9 protein-coding genes are annotated in these 16,264 nt (G+C 54.4%); 6 read left to right on the top strand and 3 right to left on the bottom strand.

The features are described from left to right. Window positions 1–11 precede the first annotated feature (11 nt). The 3 genes from ACIOUG_RS01180 (at window position 12) to ACIOUG_RS01170 (ending at window position 7,357) form a co-directional block, all read left to right on the top strand. Window positions 12–5,552, top strand: coding sequence for an autotransporter outer membrane beta-barrel domain-containing protein (locus tag ACIOUG_RS01180; protein WP_401061863.1), 5,541 nt, complete (start codon window positions 12–14; stop codon window positions 5,550–5,552). 173 nt (window positions 5,553–5,725) lie between these two features. Continuing rightward, on the top strand, window positions 5,726–6,139 hold the full coding sequence (locus tag ACIOUG_RS01175) for a hypothetical protein (protein ID WP_401061861.1): 414 nt from the start codon (window positions 5,726–5,728) through the stop codon (window positions 6,137–6,139). 396 nt (window positions 6,140–6,535) lie between these two features. After that, complete coding sequence (locus tag ACIOUG_RS01170) at window positions 6,536–7,357, top strand: alpha/beta hydrolase (RefSeq protein ID WP_401061859.1); 822 nt, start codon at window positions 6,536–6,538, stop codon at window positions 7,355–7,357. Between the two features lie 135 nt (window positions 7,358–7,492). On the opposite strand, the gene ACIOUG_RS01165 is transcribed toward ACIOUG_RS01170, so the two are convergent. The 3 genes from ACIOUG_RS01165 to ACIOUG_RS01155 all read right to left on the bottom strand — a co-directional run bounded on the left by ACIOUG_RS01165 (window position 7,493) and on the right by ACIOUG_RS01155 (window position 10,440). Beyond that, the gene (locus ACIOUG_RS01165) at window positions 7,493–8,662 is read right to left on the bottom strand and encodes an ATP-binding protein (protein ID WP_401061857.1); all 1,170 of its coding nucleotides are present in this window, start codon (window positions 8,660–8,662) and stop codon (window positions 7,493–7,495) included. After that, a complete protein-coding gene (locus ACIOUG_RS01160) occupies window positions 8,652–9,467 on the bottom strand; it encodes an alpha/beta fold hydrolase (RefSeq protein WP_401061855.1) in 816 nt (271 codons plus the stop codon). The genes ACIOUG_RS01165 and ACIOUG_RS01160 overlap by 11 nt, the downstream gene beginning before the upstream one ends. Before the next feature lie 604 nt (window positions 9,468–10,071). Next, window positions 10,072–10,440 (bottom strand): hypothetical protein, encoded by a 369-nt coding sequence (locus ACIOUG_RS01155; protein WP_401061853.1) that lies wholly within the window; start codon window positions 10,438–10,440, stop codon window positions 10,072–10,074. 419 nt (window positions 10,441–10,859) lie between these two features. On the opposite strand from ACIOUG_RS01155, the gene ACIOUG_RS01150 reads away from it, so the two are divergent. The 3 genes from ACIOUG_RS01150 to ACIOUG_RS01140 are packed head-to-tail and all read left to right on the top strand — an operon-like array spanning window position 10,860 to window position 16,230. Next, window positions 10,860–11,777, top strand: a complete 918-nt coding sequence (locus ACIOUG_RS01150) for a radical SAM protein (protein ID WP_401061851.1) — start codon at window positions 10,860–10,862, stop codon at window positions 11,775–11,777. Further along, a complete protein-coding gene (locus ACIOUG_RS01145) occupies window positions 11,774–12,181 on the top strand; it encodes a DUF6375 family protein (RefSeq protein ID WP_274659014.1) in 408 nt (135 codons plus the stop codon). The genes ACIOUG_RS01150 and ACIOUG_RS01145 overlap by 4 nt, the downstream gene beginning before the upstream one ends. A 14-nt stretch (window positions 12,182–12,195) precedes the next feature. Further along, the gene (locus tag ACIOUG_RS01140) at window positions 12,196–16,230 is read left to right on the top strand and encodes a hypothetical protein (RefSeq protein WP_401061849.1); all 4,035 of its coding nucleotides are present in this window, start codon (window positions 12,196–12,198) and stop codon (window positions 16,228–16,230) included. Window positions 16,231–16,264 lie beyond the last annotated feature (34 nt).

Below are 16,264 nucleotides of genomic sequence, written 5' to 3'. Positions count from 1 at the left end.
GAAGTATTAAAATGAACTTTGTTTATTCTCTTGTGTGGAAAACAGCCACCAAGGGGTGGGTGGTCGCGTCTGAATATGCCCGACGACATTGCAACTCCGGAGCCCGCAAGCTGGTGCGCTACGCTACCCGTATTATGGGTTGCTTTTCTTCGCTATCGCTGGGCTTTGTCGTGTGTTGCCAGGCGCGAGGAGGAGACGGCTTCCCTTTCGTTGTGACCGGCCCGCTTACAGAAAGCCACGTCACACACGACTATCCGAACGCAGCTGCTGTCTATGTCAATTCGGGAGGAATTTATACAGGCTATAGCGTGTTGATCAACTCATATGCGCGAGAGGGGGGGCTTGAGGGAGGTATTCAGGGCGCGCTTTATGTAGCTGACGGTGGGATCGTAAATCTAGATGAGTTCAGCGCAGTTTCGATCGAGCCTGCCACGCCTCCTGATTTGTGTTGTGCATTTGGCATGGTGGTCAGGGGCACCGGCGAAGTGAATAGTTCAGCCAAAGTTAGCGGAGTGACGGGTGGGGCAGCCGTTTTTGGGGGCGGGCGGCTTAATCTTAACGGCGGCACCTATACCGGACTTTTTGGCATTGCCGCTAGCGGCGAAGGCAGTATCGTCGAGGGCTCAACCTATGCCGCTGGGACCGAAGCGGGCGCCGGCGTGCTCGCGGAGCGGGGCGCTAGTATTACGCTGGATAGCGGCAGCAAAGTTGAAAACGGTATGGTTGCAAGAGATCCTGGCAGCACCATCACCGCTCGATCGGTTGCCACCACCGGAGAAATCAGGGCAGTGAACGGCGCAGCAATTGTGCTCGATGGGGGTACGGTGGACGCTGAAGGATGGGGTGTTGCTGCCGTAACTGCACGAGGCGTAGTCCCCAGTCACATCACCACCTCTGCCGACATCACAGTTACGGGTTTCGGCAACGCGACAGCCTTGAAAGCCACTGAGGGAGGCGTGATCGATCTGGTCGGCGGTACAGTTGTCGGGGCCGGTCAGGCGCTGCTCGCCACTGGTCCTAGCTCCGTTATCCGCATGTCGGAGGCTGTGGTCCAACAAAGTGAGATCCAGGGCTCACGCGCTGTCAGCGCATTGGACGGCGCGTCAGTCGAACTCGCCAGCGGCCAGATTATCGCACCGTACTGGAACAATATTGCCCTGGAAGCGAACGGCGGCAATTCTGTGATCCGAAACACCGCCGCGACCATTACCGGCTCCAATGCAACTGGCGCTCGCGCTTCGAATGGCGGCACTTATCTTTTAGCATCGGGCGGAACCATGTTCGGAAGCGATACGGCCTTGGAGGCGATGGGCACTGGAAGCTCGATCGTCAGCTCCGGAAATGTCAGCGCCGTTAAAACGGTCGCACGCGCCACAGACGGTGGGCTGGTTATATTTGACGGCGGAGACCTTACGACCACTGGTGCAACAGACTCGGCGATCGTTGCTGACAATCAGGGTGAGGTGAAGGTGACCAATTCAGAGGTGCTGGCCGGTGCGAGACTCAGTGGCAACGGCATTGAAGCTCGAGAGGGTGGCAAAGTTTCACTCACGGGAGGCACGCTAACTCTTTCCGGCAACGGCAGTTCAGCGCTCATTATTCAAGGCCAGGACTCAAAACTGACCAGCAATGCGCCGTTGTTCCTGAATTCCACGGCAGCGGAAGGTTCTGCCATCACACTCGTCGACCATTCCGGTCAAACTTTCAGTGAGCTACACGCCACGATGGATGGTCCGGATGCCAGCGTCATTCGATCTGCCGGTGGTCTCAATTCGCTTGCCTTGACTGATAGCGATATGCAAAGCACCCGTGGGGTAGCAATCCTCGGCGTCGCCCATTCTGCTCCGGCCGGTTTGGATTTGACGCTCTCGAAAAGCCTTCTATCAGGCGTCTCGCTGATCAGGGATAACGGCCAATCTATAAATCTGACCGCGAACGATGCCTCTGCATTGATTGGCAATACTTCCGCAGATCATTCGACCGTGAACTTGAATGGCGGATCGGTATGGGCACTGGAAACAGGCCGTTCAACGCTTGGTAGTCTGGGGGTCAGCGGCAGCGAACTCAGGTTTGCCGACGGTGCAGAGCTCACTGTTGCGGATAACGTTCGCCTCAGTGCGGGCGCCACTATGATGGGCATTATTGAGGGCACCGCCATGCTTTCGGCTCCTGAATTGATCAATGCAGGCCATCTGGTGAAAGAGGGGGGCGGTACGCTGACGCTTTCGAGCGGGATCAGTCGCGCTGGTTCTATTATGGTGTCGGATGGCACCTTGAAAATAGGTAACGGTGAAGCAGTGGGCAAGGTTGAGCTTGGCTATGTCGATAATGATTCGATGCTGGTGTTCGATCGCCCCGATACCGTCCGAGTAAATACCATTGCCGGAGCGGGTGCCGTCCGTCAAACGGGGCTCGGGACAACAATCTTGAGCGGAGACAGTCGTTATCAAGGACCGACCCTAGTTGATGCGGGAGTACTGCAGTTGGGCGATGGCGGGGCTAGCGGCAGTGTATCCGGTGACGTGATTGTCAGCACTGGTGGCGTCTTGGCCGTGCGGCGGAGTAACGATGTCGTGCTGAGTAATTCATTGAGTGGCGCAGGGCTGATCACCATTGACACTGATAGTCATGCGTTTGATTTGGCAGCGTCCACTGGGAAGGCTTTCGAAGGTGTGTTAGTCGTGGGGCGTAGTACCTTCAACCTGGGAGGTTTTAACGCGCTGTCACTTGGCAACGCAACACTGAGAGCTGACACCGGCAGCCTCATAACTGTCGCCGACGGCGAGCAAAATATCAAAGGTTTGGAGATTAAAGGGGGGAAACTTGCATTCAACGCAACCGTTCCCGCTCAGATGACTGCTGAAAGTCTTGTTACTACCCAGAGCTTAAACACGAGAGAGGGAGGGGCTATTCAGGTTAAGTTACCGACGCCATTTACCCCCACGCCTCCTGGTTTAGGCAATACAGTTGACCTGTTGAGCCAGGATGATGCTGGCGTGGGTACTCGTCTTGTGAATGCAGAGCAAGTTTTCGGTAGCGCAGGTGCATTGACGCTTGTCGATCAAAACGACCGGGTAATTAGTGCTGCGCAGCATATTGATATTGCGCAGAATGATCAAATCGTTGCCAAGGGCACTTACGACTATCGACTCACCACGGCACCGGGCGATGGGTTATACGTCAATTACGGACTTTCACGTCTTGATTTGCAATTGAACCAGACTCTTGCTCTGGCACAACGCGACTCAGCGACCGGTGCCGCCGCAGACCTATCAGCGCAACTAAGCGGCAACGGAAATATTGAAGTCAATGCTGGTGTCGGCCATTTATCTTTATCTAACGCACACAATGATTATTTGGGAACGACAACCGTTTCTTCAGGGACTTTGCTGCTAGAAGCTGATAACGCTCTGGGACGGACCCGCGCGTTACAAGTCTCCAGCAATAGCGCAGTGGACCTAAACGGTATGGTCGCCACAATTGGCCGACTCGAGGGGCAGCGCGGCTCAAGCATAGACATCAACGATGGTTCATTGACGATCCGAGAAGGTGGCCTGTCGGAAGGGAGCCTTATGGGGCAGGGGCAGATCTATCTGCGTGACGGGAATCTGCTCATCGACGGGGCTAACGAAGCATTGAGTGCCGACACGACTATTGCCTCCAATGCCGCGGCCTACCTTGATGACGCGTCAGGTTTGGGGAATGGTGAGATTAACAACCACGGCACGCTCGTCTTGGATGACGCTGGAGGTGTGTTGCGCAATGCTCTCAGCGGCGCAGGTACGGTCAGCTTGACAAACGAGAGTGATGTGACGATCAGGGGTAATAATCAGGCGTTCTCAGGACTTTACGACGTGAGAGAGAGCGCAAGGCTTTGGGTCGCTGATGCCGCCGATCTTGGTCGTGCGGCGGTGGACAATGACGGGCTTGTGACAATCGATGCAAATCACGACTGGACGATGGTCAGCCGCCGGTCGGGCTACGGTAATTGGCTCAAGCTTGGTGATGGCACGCTGACTTTGACAGGTTCTAGTGCATCTACCGGCACCACTAACGTCGAAGCAGGCACATTGCGTGCTGGAGCGGAAGATACTTTTGGCGCAGCCGCCTCCTATGTGGTGGCGCCTTACGCGAGGTTGGACACGGCGGGCTGGAGTCAAACTCTGCGCTCGCTGGAAAACAACGGAATTGTCGCTTTGCTCGGTGGCGGCGCAGGCTCGACTTTGAAGGTTACGGGCGCTTACACCAGTCACAACGGCATCCTTCAATTGGGCACTTCATTGGGGGCCGATGGCAGCGCTACAGATCGATTGCTTTTGAGCGGCCCTGATGCGACGGTGACCGGTCATACGTTCATACAGGTCACCAATCGGGGGGGACTAGGTGCGCAGACCACTGGCGACGGAATTAATATCATCGCGGCAGAGAATGGCGCTGTGACCACCGCGCAGACCTCCAAGGATGGGTTTTCGCTTGTGGGCGGTCATGTTGACGCAGGTGCGTTTGAGTATCGTCTCTACGCCGGAGACGCGAAGGGCGAGGGCGAAAACTGGTATCTGCGCACTACCTCCGGTGAGGTGCTTCAGCATGCAAACTACCGGGCAGAAGTACCGCTGTACAGCGCACTCCCAAACCTGCTGCGTCAAAGCGATATGACTATGTTGTCAACGTTGCACGCCCGAAGGGGCGACACAGATGGGGCGCGCTTGTCGAACGGTCCAGAGGCCTGGTTGCGAACGCTAGGCTCAAACTCGCGGATACGTCAGGGTGGAGCTTCCAAAACTGACAGTGACGTTGGCTTCTCAGGGATACAAGTTGGAGTGGATCTTTTCGCTCACGATGATTGGACGACCGGCTTTTATGTGGGTTATTTGCACAGTCGTGCTCGTGTGAACGGCCGCTATGGCCTTGCCAGCGCAGATCGTAGATTCGCAGGCGATCTCAAGTTCGATACTCTGGCTATTGCGGGCTATGCGAACTATGCGAATGCGCGGCATCAGTATGCCGATATCGTATTTCAGTCCAGTCATCAAAACATTACTGCCCAAACTCCTTCAGGCACTAATGATGAAGAACGTCGCGGCAACAGCGTCACTGGATCTGTGGAAATTGGGCAGCGGTTCGCTTTGAGCCAGGAGATGTGGGTGGAACCACAGGCGCAAATCCTAGTGGGCCATAATAATCTCGCTAATACCTCGATACCGGGAGCTTCTATTCAGCAGGATATGGCCACCAATGTGACGGGGCGTTTGGGGGTGAGGTTCGGAGGGGAGACGGACACGCCGCTTGGCCGGCTGACCCCTTATACACGGGTCAATGTGTGGCATGATTTTGGTGGTACCGACACGACGCGCTTCGTGACCCCAGGCACTAGTACCCGTTTTTCCGAGAGTACCGACTACAGCTCGACAGAACTCTCCTTTGGGTCGACGTTGCATCTCAATGACCGTACCCGGGTCCACGCCGAAGTAGGCAAGACGTTCCATAACGGAGGAGGCTCTCAGATCGACTCAAGGCTGCAAGGTACCATTGGGGTTAGCTTCGAGTTCTGAGGTAAGACTCTCATTCAGGAGGGGCAAATATTCAATCTTAGCCTTCACTCCGTACCAAATTGTAAGGTTTTTGCATGCCCCTCCTGCTAGTTAAATGCACTTTCAGATTTGTCTGATTGATAGCCGGCAAAGTTGGCCGTTAAGCTATCACCTTAGTATTTTAAGGTCTTCAGATGAGATCTCGTCTAATTTCAGGCAGAGCAATCAGGGCAGTTGTCGCTGAACAAAACTTTGAGCAAAGGTGTTCTGTCGAGAATTCGTTGATTGCATTGGGCTGTTTTCGTACAGCTACTGTTAGCGATTTTGATGAGCTGGTTTCAATTACTCATTACTCACCTGACTTGTTTGAGCGTTTTGATTTGTTAATAGCTAATGCGCGAATATTTCGTGATGTTAAAGTTCAATGGGCGCAGTTTTGTTTGAGTAGTTCTCGTTTGAAACATGTGTTGATTTACGATGAGTACAAATCCTCAAATGAGCTTGAGGTCCTATCTGAACGGTCAGCCTACTATGTGTGGAGAGTAAAAAAAGCAGATTCCACCGTGCTCGAAAATCTTATCCCTCTGATTGATACGGCTAATAGTTAGTTTCGCGTATTATCTATTAGATGTTTCAAGTGTAGGGCTGGCGGCGGATCCGTGCGGGTGGAGTAACCTGGTGATCGAAATACTGAACAGCTTTAGGGGAAAATATTTTTCAAGTTGGTATGGCCGGGCATTTATTTTGTGGTTATGTTGATTGGCGCTCGGCAGTATAGAATGTGAGTTAGTAGTTGTTGGTGTGCTTGAAAAAGTGCTGAAGGGTAAATATTAATGACTTTTAAGATTGTTTTTTGTTAAGTGTGAGCATGTGTTTATGATTTTTTTGATTCTTACTTGTTCTACTGAGGTGTAATTGCTTTTGCAGCAGCTGTTTGAGCGACGCGCAGTGCTGCCATGTACGCCATTTTATGTAGCTGTTCGCTAAGCCATCCAGGAGAAAATATGACAACGCTTTATCACGGCATGGATAGAAAAGCTCTCGACGCCGCATACAATAACACCCAAGCAATATCTGATTTTCCCGATGTGCTGAGGAAATTTCAATCGCGTAGCACCCGACTATACGAAAGGAGACCATGCAGGCGCGACCTTCGCTATGGCGAGGGCTCGCGGCAGCGATTCGACTGGTTCCCCTGCGGCTACGCGGAAGCTCCCACTTTCATCTTCATTCACGGAGGGTACTGGCAGAACTGCGCCAAAGAAGATTTTGCATTTATAGCGGAAGGAGCACTCGCAAAAGGCTTTAATGTGATATTGGCCGAATACACTCTTGCACCTGAAGCATCTATCACACATATCGTTGGGGAAATAGGACGTCTACTTGATTGTCTTACAATGGACGTCGAAGGGCTTGGAATTGCTGGTGGTAAAGTTTGTCTCAGCGGTCACTCGGCCGGGGGGCATCTGACTGCAGTACATCGCTCGCATCCACTTGTCGCAAATGCGCTCGCAATAAGCGCGCTGGTCGATCTTGAGCCAATTAGCCTCTGTTGGCTCAATGACAAATTGCAACTGACCAGTGCGGAGGTCGAAATTTATAGCCCAATACGCCATATAAGTCGGGGGGCTCCAATGATTGTTGCGGTTGGCGCTGCGGAACTACCCGAGTTGTTACGCCAGTCAGACGCATACTCGGCAGCGTGTGAAGCTGCAGGAGAAAGAGTCGAGAGTGTGTATGTTCCTGACTGCACACATTTCTCGGTGCTTGAGGATCTTGCTCGCCCCGACGGGATTTTAATGACGGCGCTCGAGCGGTTAGCCTAAGGGCTACATTTCAGTACCTCCTACAGCAGTAAAGTCATTAAGTTTTCCGGCCCCACACTCTGTCTTTCGTCCCGGGCGGAAAACGATCGATTAATGTAACGTCGATACAAGAGAAATTGAGGCGGATGCGGTGTATCAAACCATCGGAAATTTCGCGGTGAAGGTGGTGCCACTCTCTCGTGTTGAATTCACCGATACGACACCGTTATGCGCCCTGACGATCTCTCGAACGATAAAGAGTCCAAGCCCCACACTTCGCGAGTCGGTGCCGGTCATTTCTCCCCGAATCATGGGCTCAAACAAAACGCCCATCAACGACTTGGGAATGGCTGGCCCCAGGTTTTGTACCGATACAATGGCGTTATCCTGCTCGATGCGTGAAGTGATCGTGATCGGCTGTTGTAAATCACCATACACCACGCTGTTAGCCACCAGATTACCAATGATTTGCTGCACGCGGTCTGCATCCAGAAAAGCACTGCCGGTCCCCACAGTCCGATGCACCAACTTGGCTTGGGGGAACGTCATACGCAATTCATCGACGCTGGCGCCAACGAAGGCATGTAAATCCACGGTCGAAGGGCCGATAGTAATGCCTTGCCCAACTCTGGCTAATGCCAAGTCTAGCAGGTCGCCAATCATGCGTTCAGCACGGTCTGCCGACAGGCTGATGTGGCCGAGCATCTTGTTATCTCGAGTGGGACGTTCCTCTCGGGCAAGGATGCCAGAGGCCATTTTGATAGCCGTCAGCGGGTTTTTCAGATCGTGGCTGACGATGGCGACCATTTGTTCGGCAAACGCGGCGCGAACCTGGGCCTTTTCGTAGGCGTTTTTTAGCTCCTCCTGAGCCAGTCTGAGAGCTGTTTCGGCGGCGGTTTTTTCGCGCAGCAGGTCTTCGGCGATTTTTCGTGCGTTGAGCAGCTCACGCTCATACTTATCGCGATCTTTGGTGCGAAACAGCGCTAACTCATAAAACGCACCGCTGGCGTGCTTGCGTCGGACGCCATTAAGCAACATGGTCACAATGTGTTTGTCATGGTGGACCAGGTCGAGCTTTACCTCAGCGACGGAGCCTTGCATCTGCATCAGCGGCGACCAATGAGTTTGGTGGAAAATGCGTCCGCCCATCGTCAGTAGGTCCTGAAAACGCCGCCCGATGATCTCCTGGGCGTCCAAGCCGATTGAATGGCTGAACGTCTTATTGCTGCGAAGAATCGTGCCGTCTTCCTTCGTTACCACCAATCCGCATGGGGCTTCATCAAACAGCGCGTGAGCATCTGGCAGCAATGGCTGGTCAGTCGACATATTCGCCCATCCAGGGTAACAAAAAGTTTTCCATGGCCTCAGAGCATGCACTGGGCGAACTCATGTGGGGGCAATGGCCGACGTTAGCCACCAGGCAGAGCGTGCTAGAGGTCATCACAGACTGTAGGTATTCACCAACGGCGACGGGAGCGATCAGGTCGTCTGTGGATTGCAGGATCAGCGTGGGTGTAGCCAGCCCGATGATGTCTTGGCGGTTGTCGGACATGAACGTCACTCGCGCAAATTGCTTGGCGATATCGGGCTCGGTGCGGCAAAAGCTATTGGTCAGATCTTCGCTCAGTGCCGGTTGCCCAGGTGTGCCCATGATCACTGGAGCCATGGTGCTAGACCAGCCAAGGTAGTTGCTGTCGAGTGTGTCGAGCAGTGAGTAAATGTCCTCCAGCTTGAAACCACCGACATAGTCGTCGGTGTCGATGTAGCAGGGTGAGGGACCGATCATTATATGGGCAGAAATGCTTCCGGGCGCCTGGCGGTCAGCCAACGCACCGATCATGCTGCTGACAGAGTGGCCTACGACGATCACGGGCCCGCGAGTGTAATAGTCGATGATTTCATTGAGGTCACGTGCGTACCCGGCCAGTGAGTTGTACTTTTCCCGATCATAGGCTTCAAGATCCGACTCACCGGCGCCGACGAGGTCGTACAGAAGGACTGTAAATCGATCGGCGAAACCTTCGGCAAGATAACGCCACATGGTCTGATCGCAGCCGAAACCATGGGAAAAGATCAACGTTGAAGGACCATCGCCCAATAGTTTTACGTTGTTGCGATGTTGAAGGTTCATGCGTGTAGCCCCGGTCGAGCCAAAGGTTTTGGTGTCTGAGGCAGTGTAGATAGTCAAGGGTATAGCGTCACGCGGTATAGGTTTATGGCTCCTTGATGACGTCGAACTTGTCTCGGACAAACGTTTTGATTCTCGCGCCAGTTGAGTACGAATTTCCGCTTTGGCCGAAAGCTGCCTATGAAGACAGACACACCCCCGTGAGTATCGAAGTCGAATTAACTAAATTTTAGGGGGACGCACTTGTTTCGAAGGGGTAGGGTTGCGGAAATGACTGAAAAGATGCGGAAACGATATGGACATCAAGGAGTAAAAAAGCTCGATCCCCAGAAACGACAAAGCCCTGAATAATCAGGGCTTTGTCGTACATAAGATGGCGGAGGCGATGGGATTCGAACTCATGGACCTGTTACAGTCGACGGTTTTCAAGACCTTTAATAATTCGACTAATTTCAATGAGTTATGAGCCGCAGTGTTCCGCTTTGATTGCCTGCAATGTTCCTCAGAACGGCCGCAACGGGCAAAAGAGGTCGTTCACGGGAGGCAGCTATCGACGCACAGCAGTAATCTGAACCGCATTGATCTAAAGCAATGCCTCCTGCCCATCCTAAAATCGTGATGGCAGTTCATTTCCGGCCTGGGCATCCGAAAAGACCTCATCTGGATCTGCCTGACACCAATATCTGAAAAGTAGGCGAGGCTCGATATTTCCGAAAAATTGATCCACGATTCTCTCGGGGCGCACGACCCATTTAGGTTCTGGCCATTGCTGGGCTAAAACACCTAATGGTTTGCCAGATGAATAAACAACCCAAGTGGCCTTGCCTCCACTGATACGAGGTAGGTAGCCCATATCTTGTATCACTTCGATCAAGGTGCGCAGTGTTGCTGATTGATCGAGTGTGACCGATATTGCATGACTTTCCAGATCATCTCCCGCATGAACGCTATCTCGATCAATGGCAACTACCAACATGACTGCTCCTTTTAGTGGTGTGCTTTCACCAGATCGATCAGCGTAGAGACATCAGCGGCTAACTGTCGAGTTCGCTTCTAGCCGAAACCTGCCGTACCAAGCTACCGTTTTCGGCCAGAAGCGGACATCCGGGAACGACTGCTTCCGGCCAAATGCAGCCACACAGCCTTAACGACGCAACGGTCGCGGCTATTGAGAAAGCGGAAGTAGCGATTTCGCACCGCCCCGGGTCCGAATCGGTCGCTGCATTCGATCGCGCGGTAGAGGTCGTCTCGGACGAGTTCTTGGTGATCATGAGGGCTGCGTCCTCGATTGGCAGAACACGGGCCGTAGGCGCTGACTCACTGGTAGGCTGTCTCGAGAAAATCGACGCGCTAGAATGTCATTTAACGTAGAACCGCTTACGGTGACAAAGTCTTATGAAGTCAAGAATCGGCCCAAACGGGGTGCATCTTTTCGATCGCCTTTCAGGTCTGAATGTGCTGCTAGACGAGTTGCGCCCGAAAGAGGCGATTTGGTCAACGTCCCCCCGCCAGGTATCCATTGCTCTAACAAATGTTTGCGACCTTCACTGCGCGTACTGCTACGCGCCGAAGCACAAGGCGTCGCTGCATACTGACCAGGTGCTCAGCTGGTTGAAGGAACTGGATACTGAGGGGTGCCTCGGCATCGGATTTGGCGGCGGCGAACCCACGCTGCATCCTGACTTCGTCGACATATGCAAACGGATTGCGGGAGAAACTCAGCTCGCGGTCACATTCACGACTCATGGTCATCGCCTGACGCCACAGCTGGTCGAGCGCCTCAAGGGCTCGATCCACTTCGCACGCATTAGCGTTGACGGGGTAGGTCGCACCTATGAAGAACAGCGCGGGAAGCAGTTTGCCAGCCTGCTCCGAGGTATGGATTCGATTGCGACCTTGTCGCCCTTTGGGATCAACGTCGTGGTCAACGAGCGAACGGTTGCAGAACTTGACGCGATAAGCGAGCTCGCGCAAAAGGTTGGAGCTAGCGAATTGCTGTTGCTACCTCAGCAAGCAACCACCGCAGTCGCAAGCATGGATGGGTTGGTCTGCCGAGCACTTCAGGACTGGGTTTCCAGCTACGGAGGCAGGGTTCGCCTTGCGGTCAGTGAGGCGGGTGCGTCAGGACTGCCTACGTGCGACCCTCTGCCCGATGAGCGTGGCCTTCAGGCCTATGCGCACATAGACGCGTCCGGCATGCTTCGCGCTAGTTCTTACTCACCTGCCGGTGCGAAGATTGGAGACGCCGGCGTTCTGTCGGCGCTTCAGCGACTGAGAAATACCTTCGAGATTAAACGCGAGACGCAATCATGAAGATTTGGAACGGATACGGGTCTGAGCATTCGATGAACTTGGTTCTCATTGGGAGGTTCAAGCGAGTGCAAGACGCAGAGAAGGTCGAGAAGGACATTGACAGTCTCAGCGCTCAGGCCTCGAAAGATGACAGCCACTCCATCACTTTTGGTGAGCCAGAGGATCAGAGATTTTCAGATGACATGCTCTCGTTGCTGCGCAGCCTGAACCTCAACACCTTGGGGCCAACTGATCTCGGCCAGCTGGCATCTGAGCATTATCTCACGCGAGAGGGCGATCGAATCACTGTCACGACTGACGAGGCTGAGGTGTCCGCGTTCGTGAAGATCTTTATCGAGGCTGGGGCAAAGGTCGAAGTTTTCTCGGCTCACGACTACCCGTCCGATTCCGCCGACGTTAGTTGACAGGGAAAATACTGATGCCTGAAGCAAATTGGGATGTATTCAGCGAGCTACCCGGAGCAGCGGATGAAAACTTCGAGAAGCTTTGCCGCTCTCTGGTGCGCCGACACTACAGTCGCTTCGGTCGCTTCAAGCAACTCGCAAACCAGCCTGGCGTGGAGTTCCACCTCCAACTGACGGAGTCTTGTGATCTCGGAGCGCCGCCACGGTGGATTGGTTGGCAATGCAAATGGTATCAGCTGGCGAACGGACAAGACTTGGGAGCCACGCGCCGCAACAATATCATCGAGGGCATGGAGAAGACGCGAAAGCATGTCCAAGGCGTGACCGATTGGAAGCTTTGGACATACCACACCCTGACAAAGGGAGACCAAGAGTGGTTCTTCGCGCTTGAGAAAGACCGCTTCCCCGAGTTGAAGTTGGAGCTGTTGACGGCAACCGATATTGACGACCTCTTGGTTGGGCCGGGAGCGCTACTTCGAGAAACCTACTTCGGCGAGCTCGTTCTGACGCCTGCGCTACTTGCTGAGCAGTACAGGCTCGCTGCGGCTCCGTTCAAGCGCCGATATCAGCCAGAAGTTCATGTTGTCGTTGGAGCAGAGGAGAAGGTACTCAGGCGTCTGGGCGGCCAGAGCGCGTGGGAATCACTGAAGAAGCTCTCAAGTGCTCTCAAGAGGAATTGTACGGACATTGCTTCGCTGACAGGGAAAGTCAAAGATGAAATAAAGGCTGAAGTCGAATCGCTCTTGGCTCGAGCCACTGGACTGGCTGACCTGCTTGATAGCCTGCACGAGGCGCTTGGCAAGGGCGACTTCGACGCTTTACAACAAATACTGGCGTCGAATCCTTCGCAGCCGGTGCGCTATGACAGGCTGCTCTCGAAGCTGCGTGGGGCGCGTTCAGACGGAGCTCCTTTAGCCGCGAATCTGGTTGCGGACATCCACGCAGTTTCGTCGGCACTGCGCAGTCTGGATCGGTCGATCGGCGCTCGAGCCGTCGCCGTGCTTGCGGCTGCCGGCGAAGGAAAGTCCGAGCTTGCCGTCAAGGTGACGCAGGCGGACGGAGAATTCCCCGGTGGTGTTTTGCTGCTGGGCAAGAATCTCCATGCAGGCCAGGGACTTGACGATCTAGTGTCTGCCTTCAAGATTTCTGGAAGGCCGGCGGAGAGCTTCGACCGACTGGTTGAGGCAGTAGATGCGGCGGGTCAGCGCGCGGGCAAGCGTATCCCTATTGTCATTGACGGTCTAAATGAAGCGGAAGACCCGAGAAGTTGGAGGGATGAACTCTGCAGGGCGGATGAGCTTCTTAGGGACTTTCCCTACGTACTGCTGGTTGTCACTCTGCGCAATGAGTTCACGCAGATGTGTCTGCCAGAGGAGTTTCCTAAAGTTGAGCACAACGGGTTCCAGGAAGATCCGCAGACGGCTATCGATAAGTACTTTATGTACTACAAGATCGACGCCACCGACGCGGATCTGCCAATTGAGTTCTTGCAGCATCCTTTGACGCTGAGAATCTTCTGCGAGGTGGCAAACCCTCGACGCCAGCACATTGTCGGCGTGGAGGCGTTACCCAGTTCGCTTGCAAGCCTGTTTGAAGTGCACTTCAATAAGGTCGCCGAACGAGTTGCTGAGCTTTCACCGGCGGCGCATCGCATCTATCAGGAGGAAGTGCAAGATGCGCTGCTGACGATCGCGGGTCTCCTCTGGAGGGGTAACGCGAGAAGCGTGGAGTTCCAAGCTGCACGAACGGCTGTTCGAGACGTGGGCCGTTGGGACGCCAGCGTTATTCGCGCGCTGGAGTCCGAAGGCATCCTCGTTCGAACGACTTCTGAAGACGGTGGCCAAGGAATCGCGTTCTCATACGATCTGATGGCCGGGCATATGATGGCACGGTACCTCCTCGCCAGGCCGTCCTTGGTGCAGTGGCTGCAAAGCGATGAAGGACGCACTCAATTCCAATTCCGTGAGGCTGGATCGCATACCTTCGCCTATGACGTGTTCCAGGCTCTGGTTGGCCTGTATCCCCAACGCCTTGGCAGGCGCCAGCTTTGGCAAGAATTGTCGGACGAGAACCTTGTCATGAACGCTCTGTTGTTGACAGCGCAATCAGACCCAAGGCAAATCGGGCGGGAAACGGTGGAACGGTTCGCGCGCGCAATGCAGGAGTCGAAGCAGTTCGCACGGATGGCCTTCAAAAGACTTTGGAGCACCAGGGCAGCGCGAGCGCATCCGTTTGACATGGACTTCTTGCACGGCGTGCTCTTGGCCATGTCCAATACGCAGCGCGATCTTTTCTGGTCGGAGTGGGTTCGCGAGCGGTCTAAAGATGTTGAAGACGATTTCAAATTCCTGTCGACTAAATGGAAGTCGGGTAGCCTAGACGAACGAGAGATTCGGCGGGCGCGCTGGGTGATGTGGACGCTAACGTCGACGTCCAGAAGCCTGAGAGACGTGGCCACCAAGACCCTATACGAATTCGCCGCCAAGCGGCCCGGGGAGTTTTTCCGGCTGGCAGTGGAGGCAATCGCCATTTCAGATCCATATGTCCCCGAGCGGATGTTCGCCGCGGCCTACGGTACGGTGCTGACCAATTGGTGGGATACTAATGCTGTGGAGATGCGTGAGGCACTGCCGAGAATTGCTCGTGAGATCTATCAAGCGATGTTCGCGCCTGGCGCGACGCATCCCACCTGGCATGCTCTATATCAGCAGTACTGCCTGGGAACCATTACCATCGCGAGGACGGTTGATCCGGCTTGCTTGTCTGAGGACGAGGCAGCTCATCTCGTTCCACCGTTTGACCATCTACCCAGTCCGTTCGAGAACATGCCACATTATGACCCGGCGGTGATCGAACGTGCGAAGCGCGCGGCGATTAGAATGGACTTTGGCAACTACACGATGGGGAGACTGATTCCAGGTCGGTCGAACTACGACGACCGCAATCCAGAGTACCAACGGGTACTACCGGCAATCGTTTCGCGAATGCTGGTGCTTGGCTATGACCCCGAGAAATTCGAAGCTGTTGATCGGCAAATGGACTCCGGTCCTCGTATGGGAAATGACAAGAACAAGGTCGACAGATACGGGAAGAAGTACGGCTGGATTGCTTACTTCGAGATGTGGGGGGTGCGGTACGCGCGGGGCCTCCTTGCCGAAGAACGCAGCGCTCGTCCCTCAGATGTGGACATCGACCCGACGTTCCCGCTTGAGGCCGCGAGCATTGACCTGCCGCTTCCAGACTTGTTCGGCAGTCAGCCTACGGATGCTGGCGACTGGATAGTGAGAGGTCCGCAACCAGACTACCGTGGCATCCTCGAATTAGCGGAGATTGATGGCATGACGGGGCCATGGGTCGTACTTGACGGGTTCCTCGAACAGAACGCCCCCGCTGATGACAGACAGGTCTTCACCTTTCTCCGAGGTGTACTCGTGGACAGCGGAGAAGTCGACCGCCTGTGCACGTTGTTCACTGGCCTCGAGTACCCCGGCAATGACGCCATTCCGAGCGAGCCAAGCTACTACTACACCTATGCGGGTGAGATGCCTTTCTCTTCGATTCCGGGACTGCCTGTCACTGACGAGCAAGAGGGTGACCGCGTCGAATACATGGTGTCCGCTGATAGGTGGTCAAACAATGGCATCGCGGTCGACATCCCAGTGCAGAAGTACAACTGGGAGAGCTACCACAGCGTGGTGAACCAGAACAGCGGTGCATGCCTGCCCGCTAAACAGCTCTGTCAGGCTTTGAGTCTCAGGTACTGCGCCAACAAATGGGACCTGCACGATGCTGCAGGCGTGGCGTCCCTGTACCGAGAAGTCGGTGAGTATGGCTCGCAGGCCAGTGGCTTTTTTAGCTATCTGCGTCGTGACCTTCTTGATAGCTACTTGACGCAGTTCGGCAAGGCGCTGGTATGGCTAATGTGGGGAGAGCGTGGCTTCCATCACCGGTCAGTAGAGGCGCACAACCTGCACGAGTACTACGCGAACCACCAGCATATTCACAAGCTTACTCACATCTATCAGCCTGCTTCGAGCACTCAATCGTAGATCGAATCAGGCGAGTTGGACGCCGCCTTTCTTG

The sequence above is a fragment of the Pseudomonas sp. NPDC087803 genome, from assembly GCF_044742995.1.
Taxonomy (GTDB): domain Bacteria; phylum Pseudomonadota; class Gammaproteobacteria; order Pseudomonadales; family Pseudomonadaceae; genus Aquipseudomonas.
Note: the sequence above shows the minus strand (reverse complement) of the source record. Positions and strands in the feature narration are given on the sequence as shown.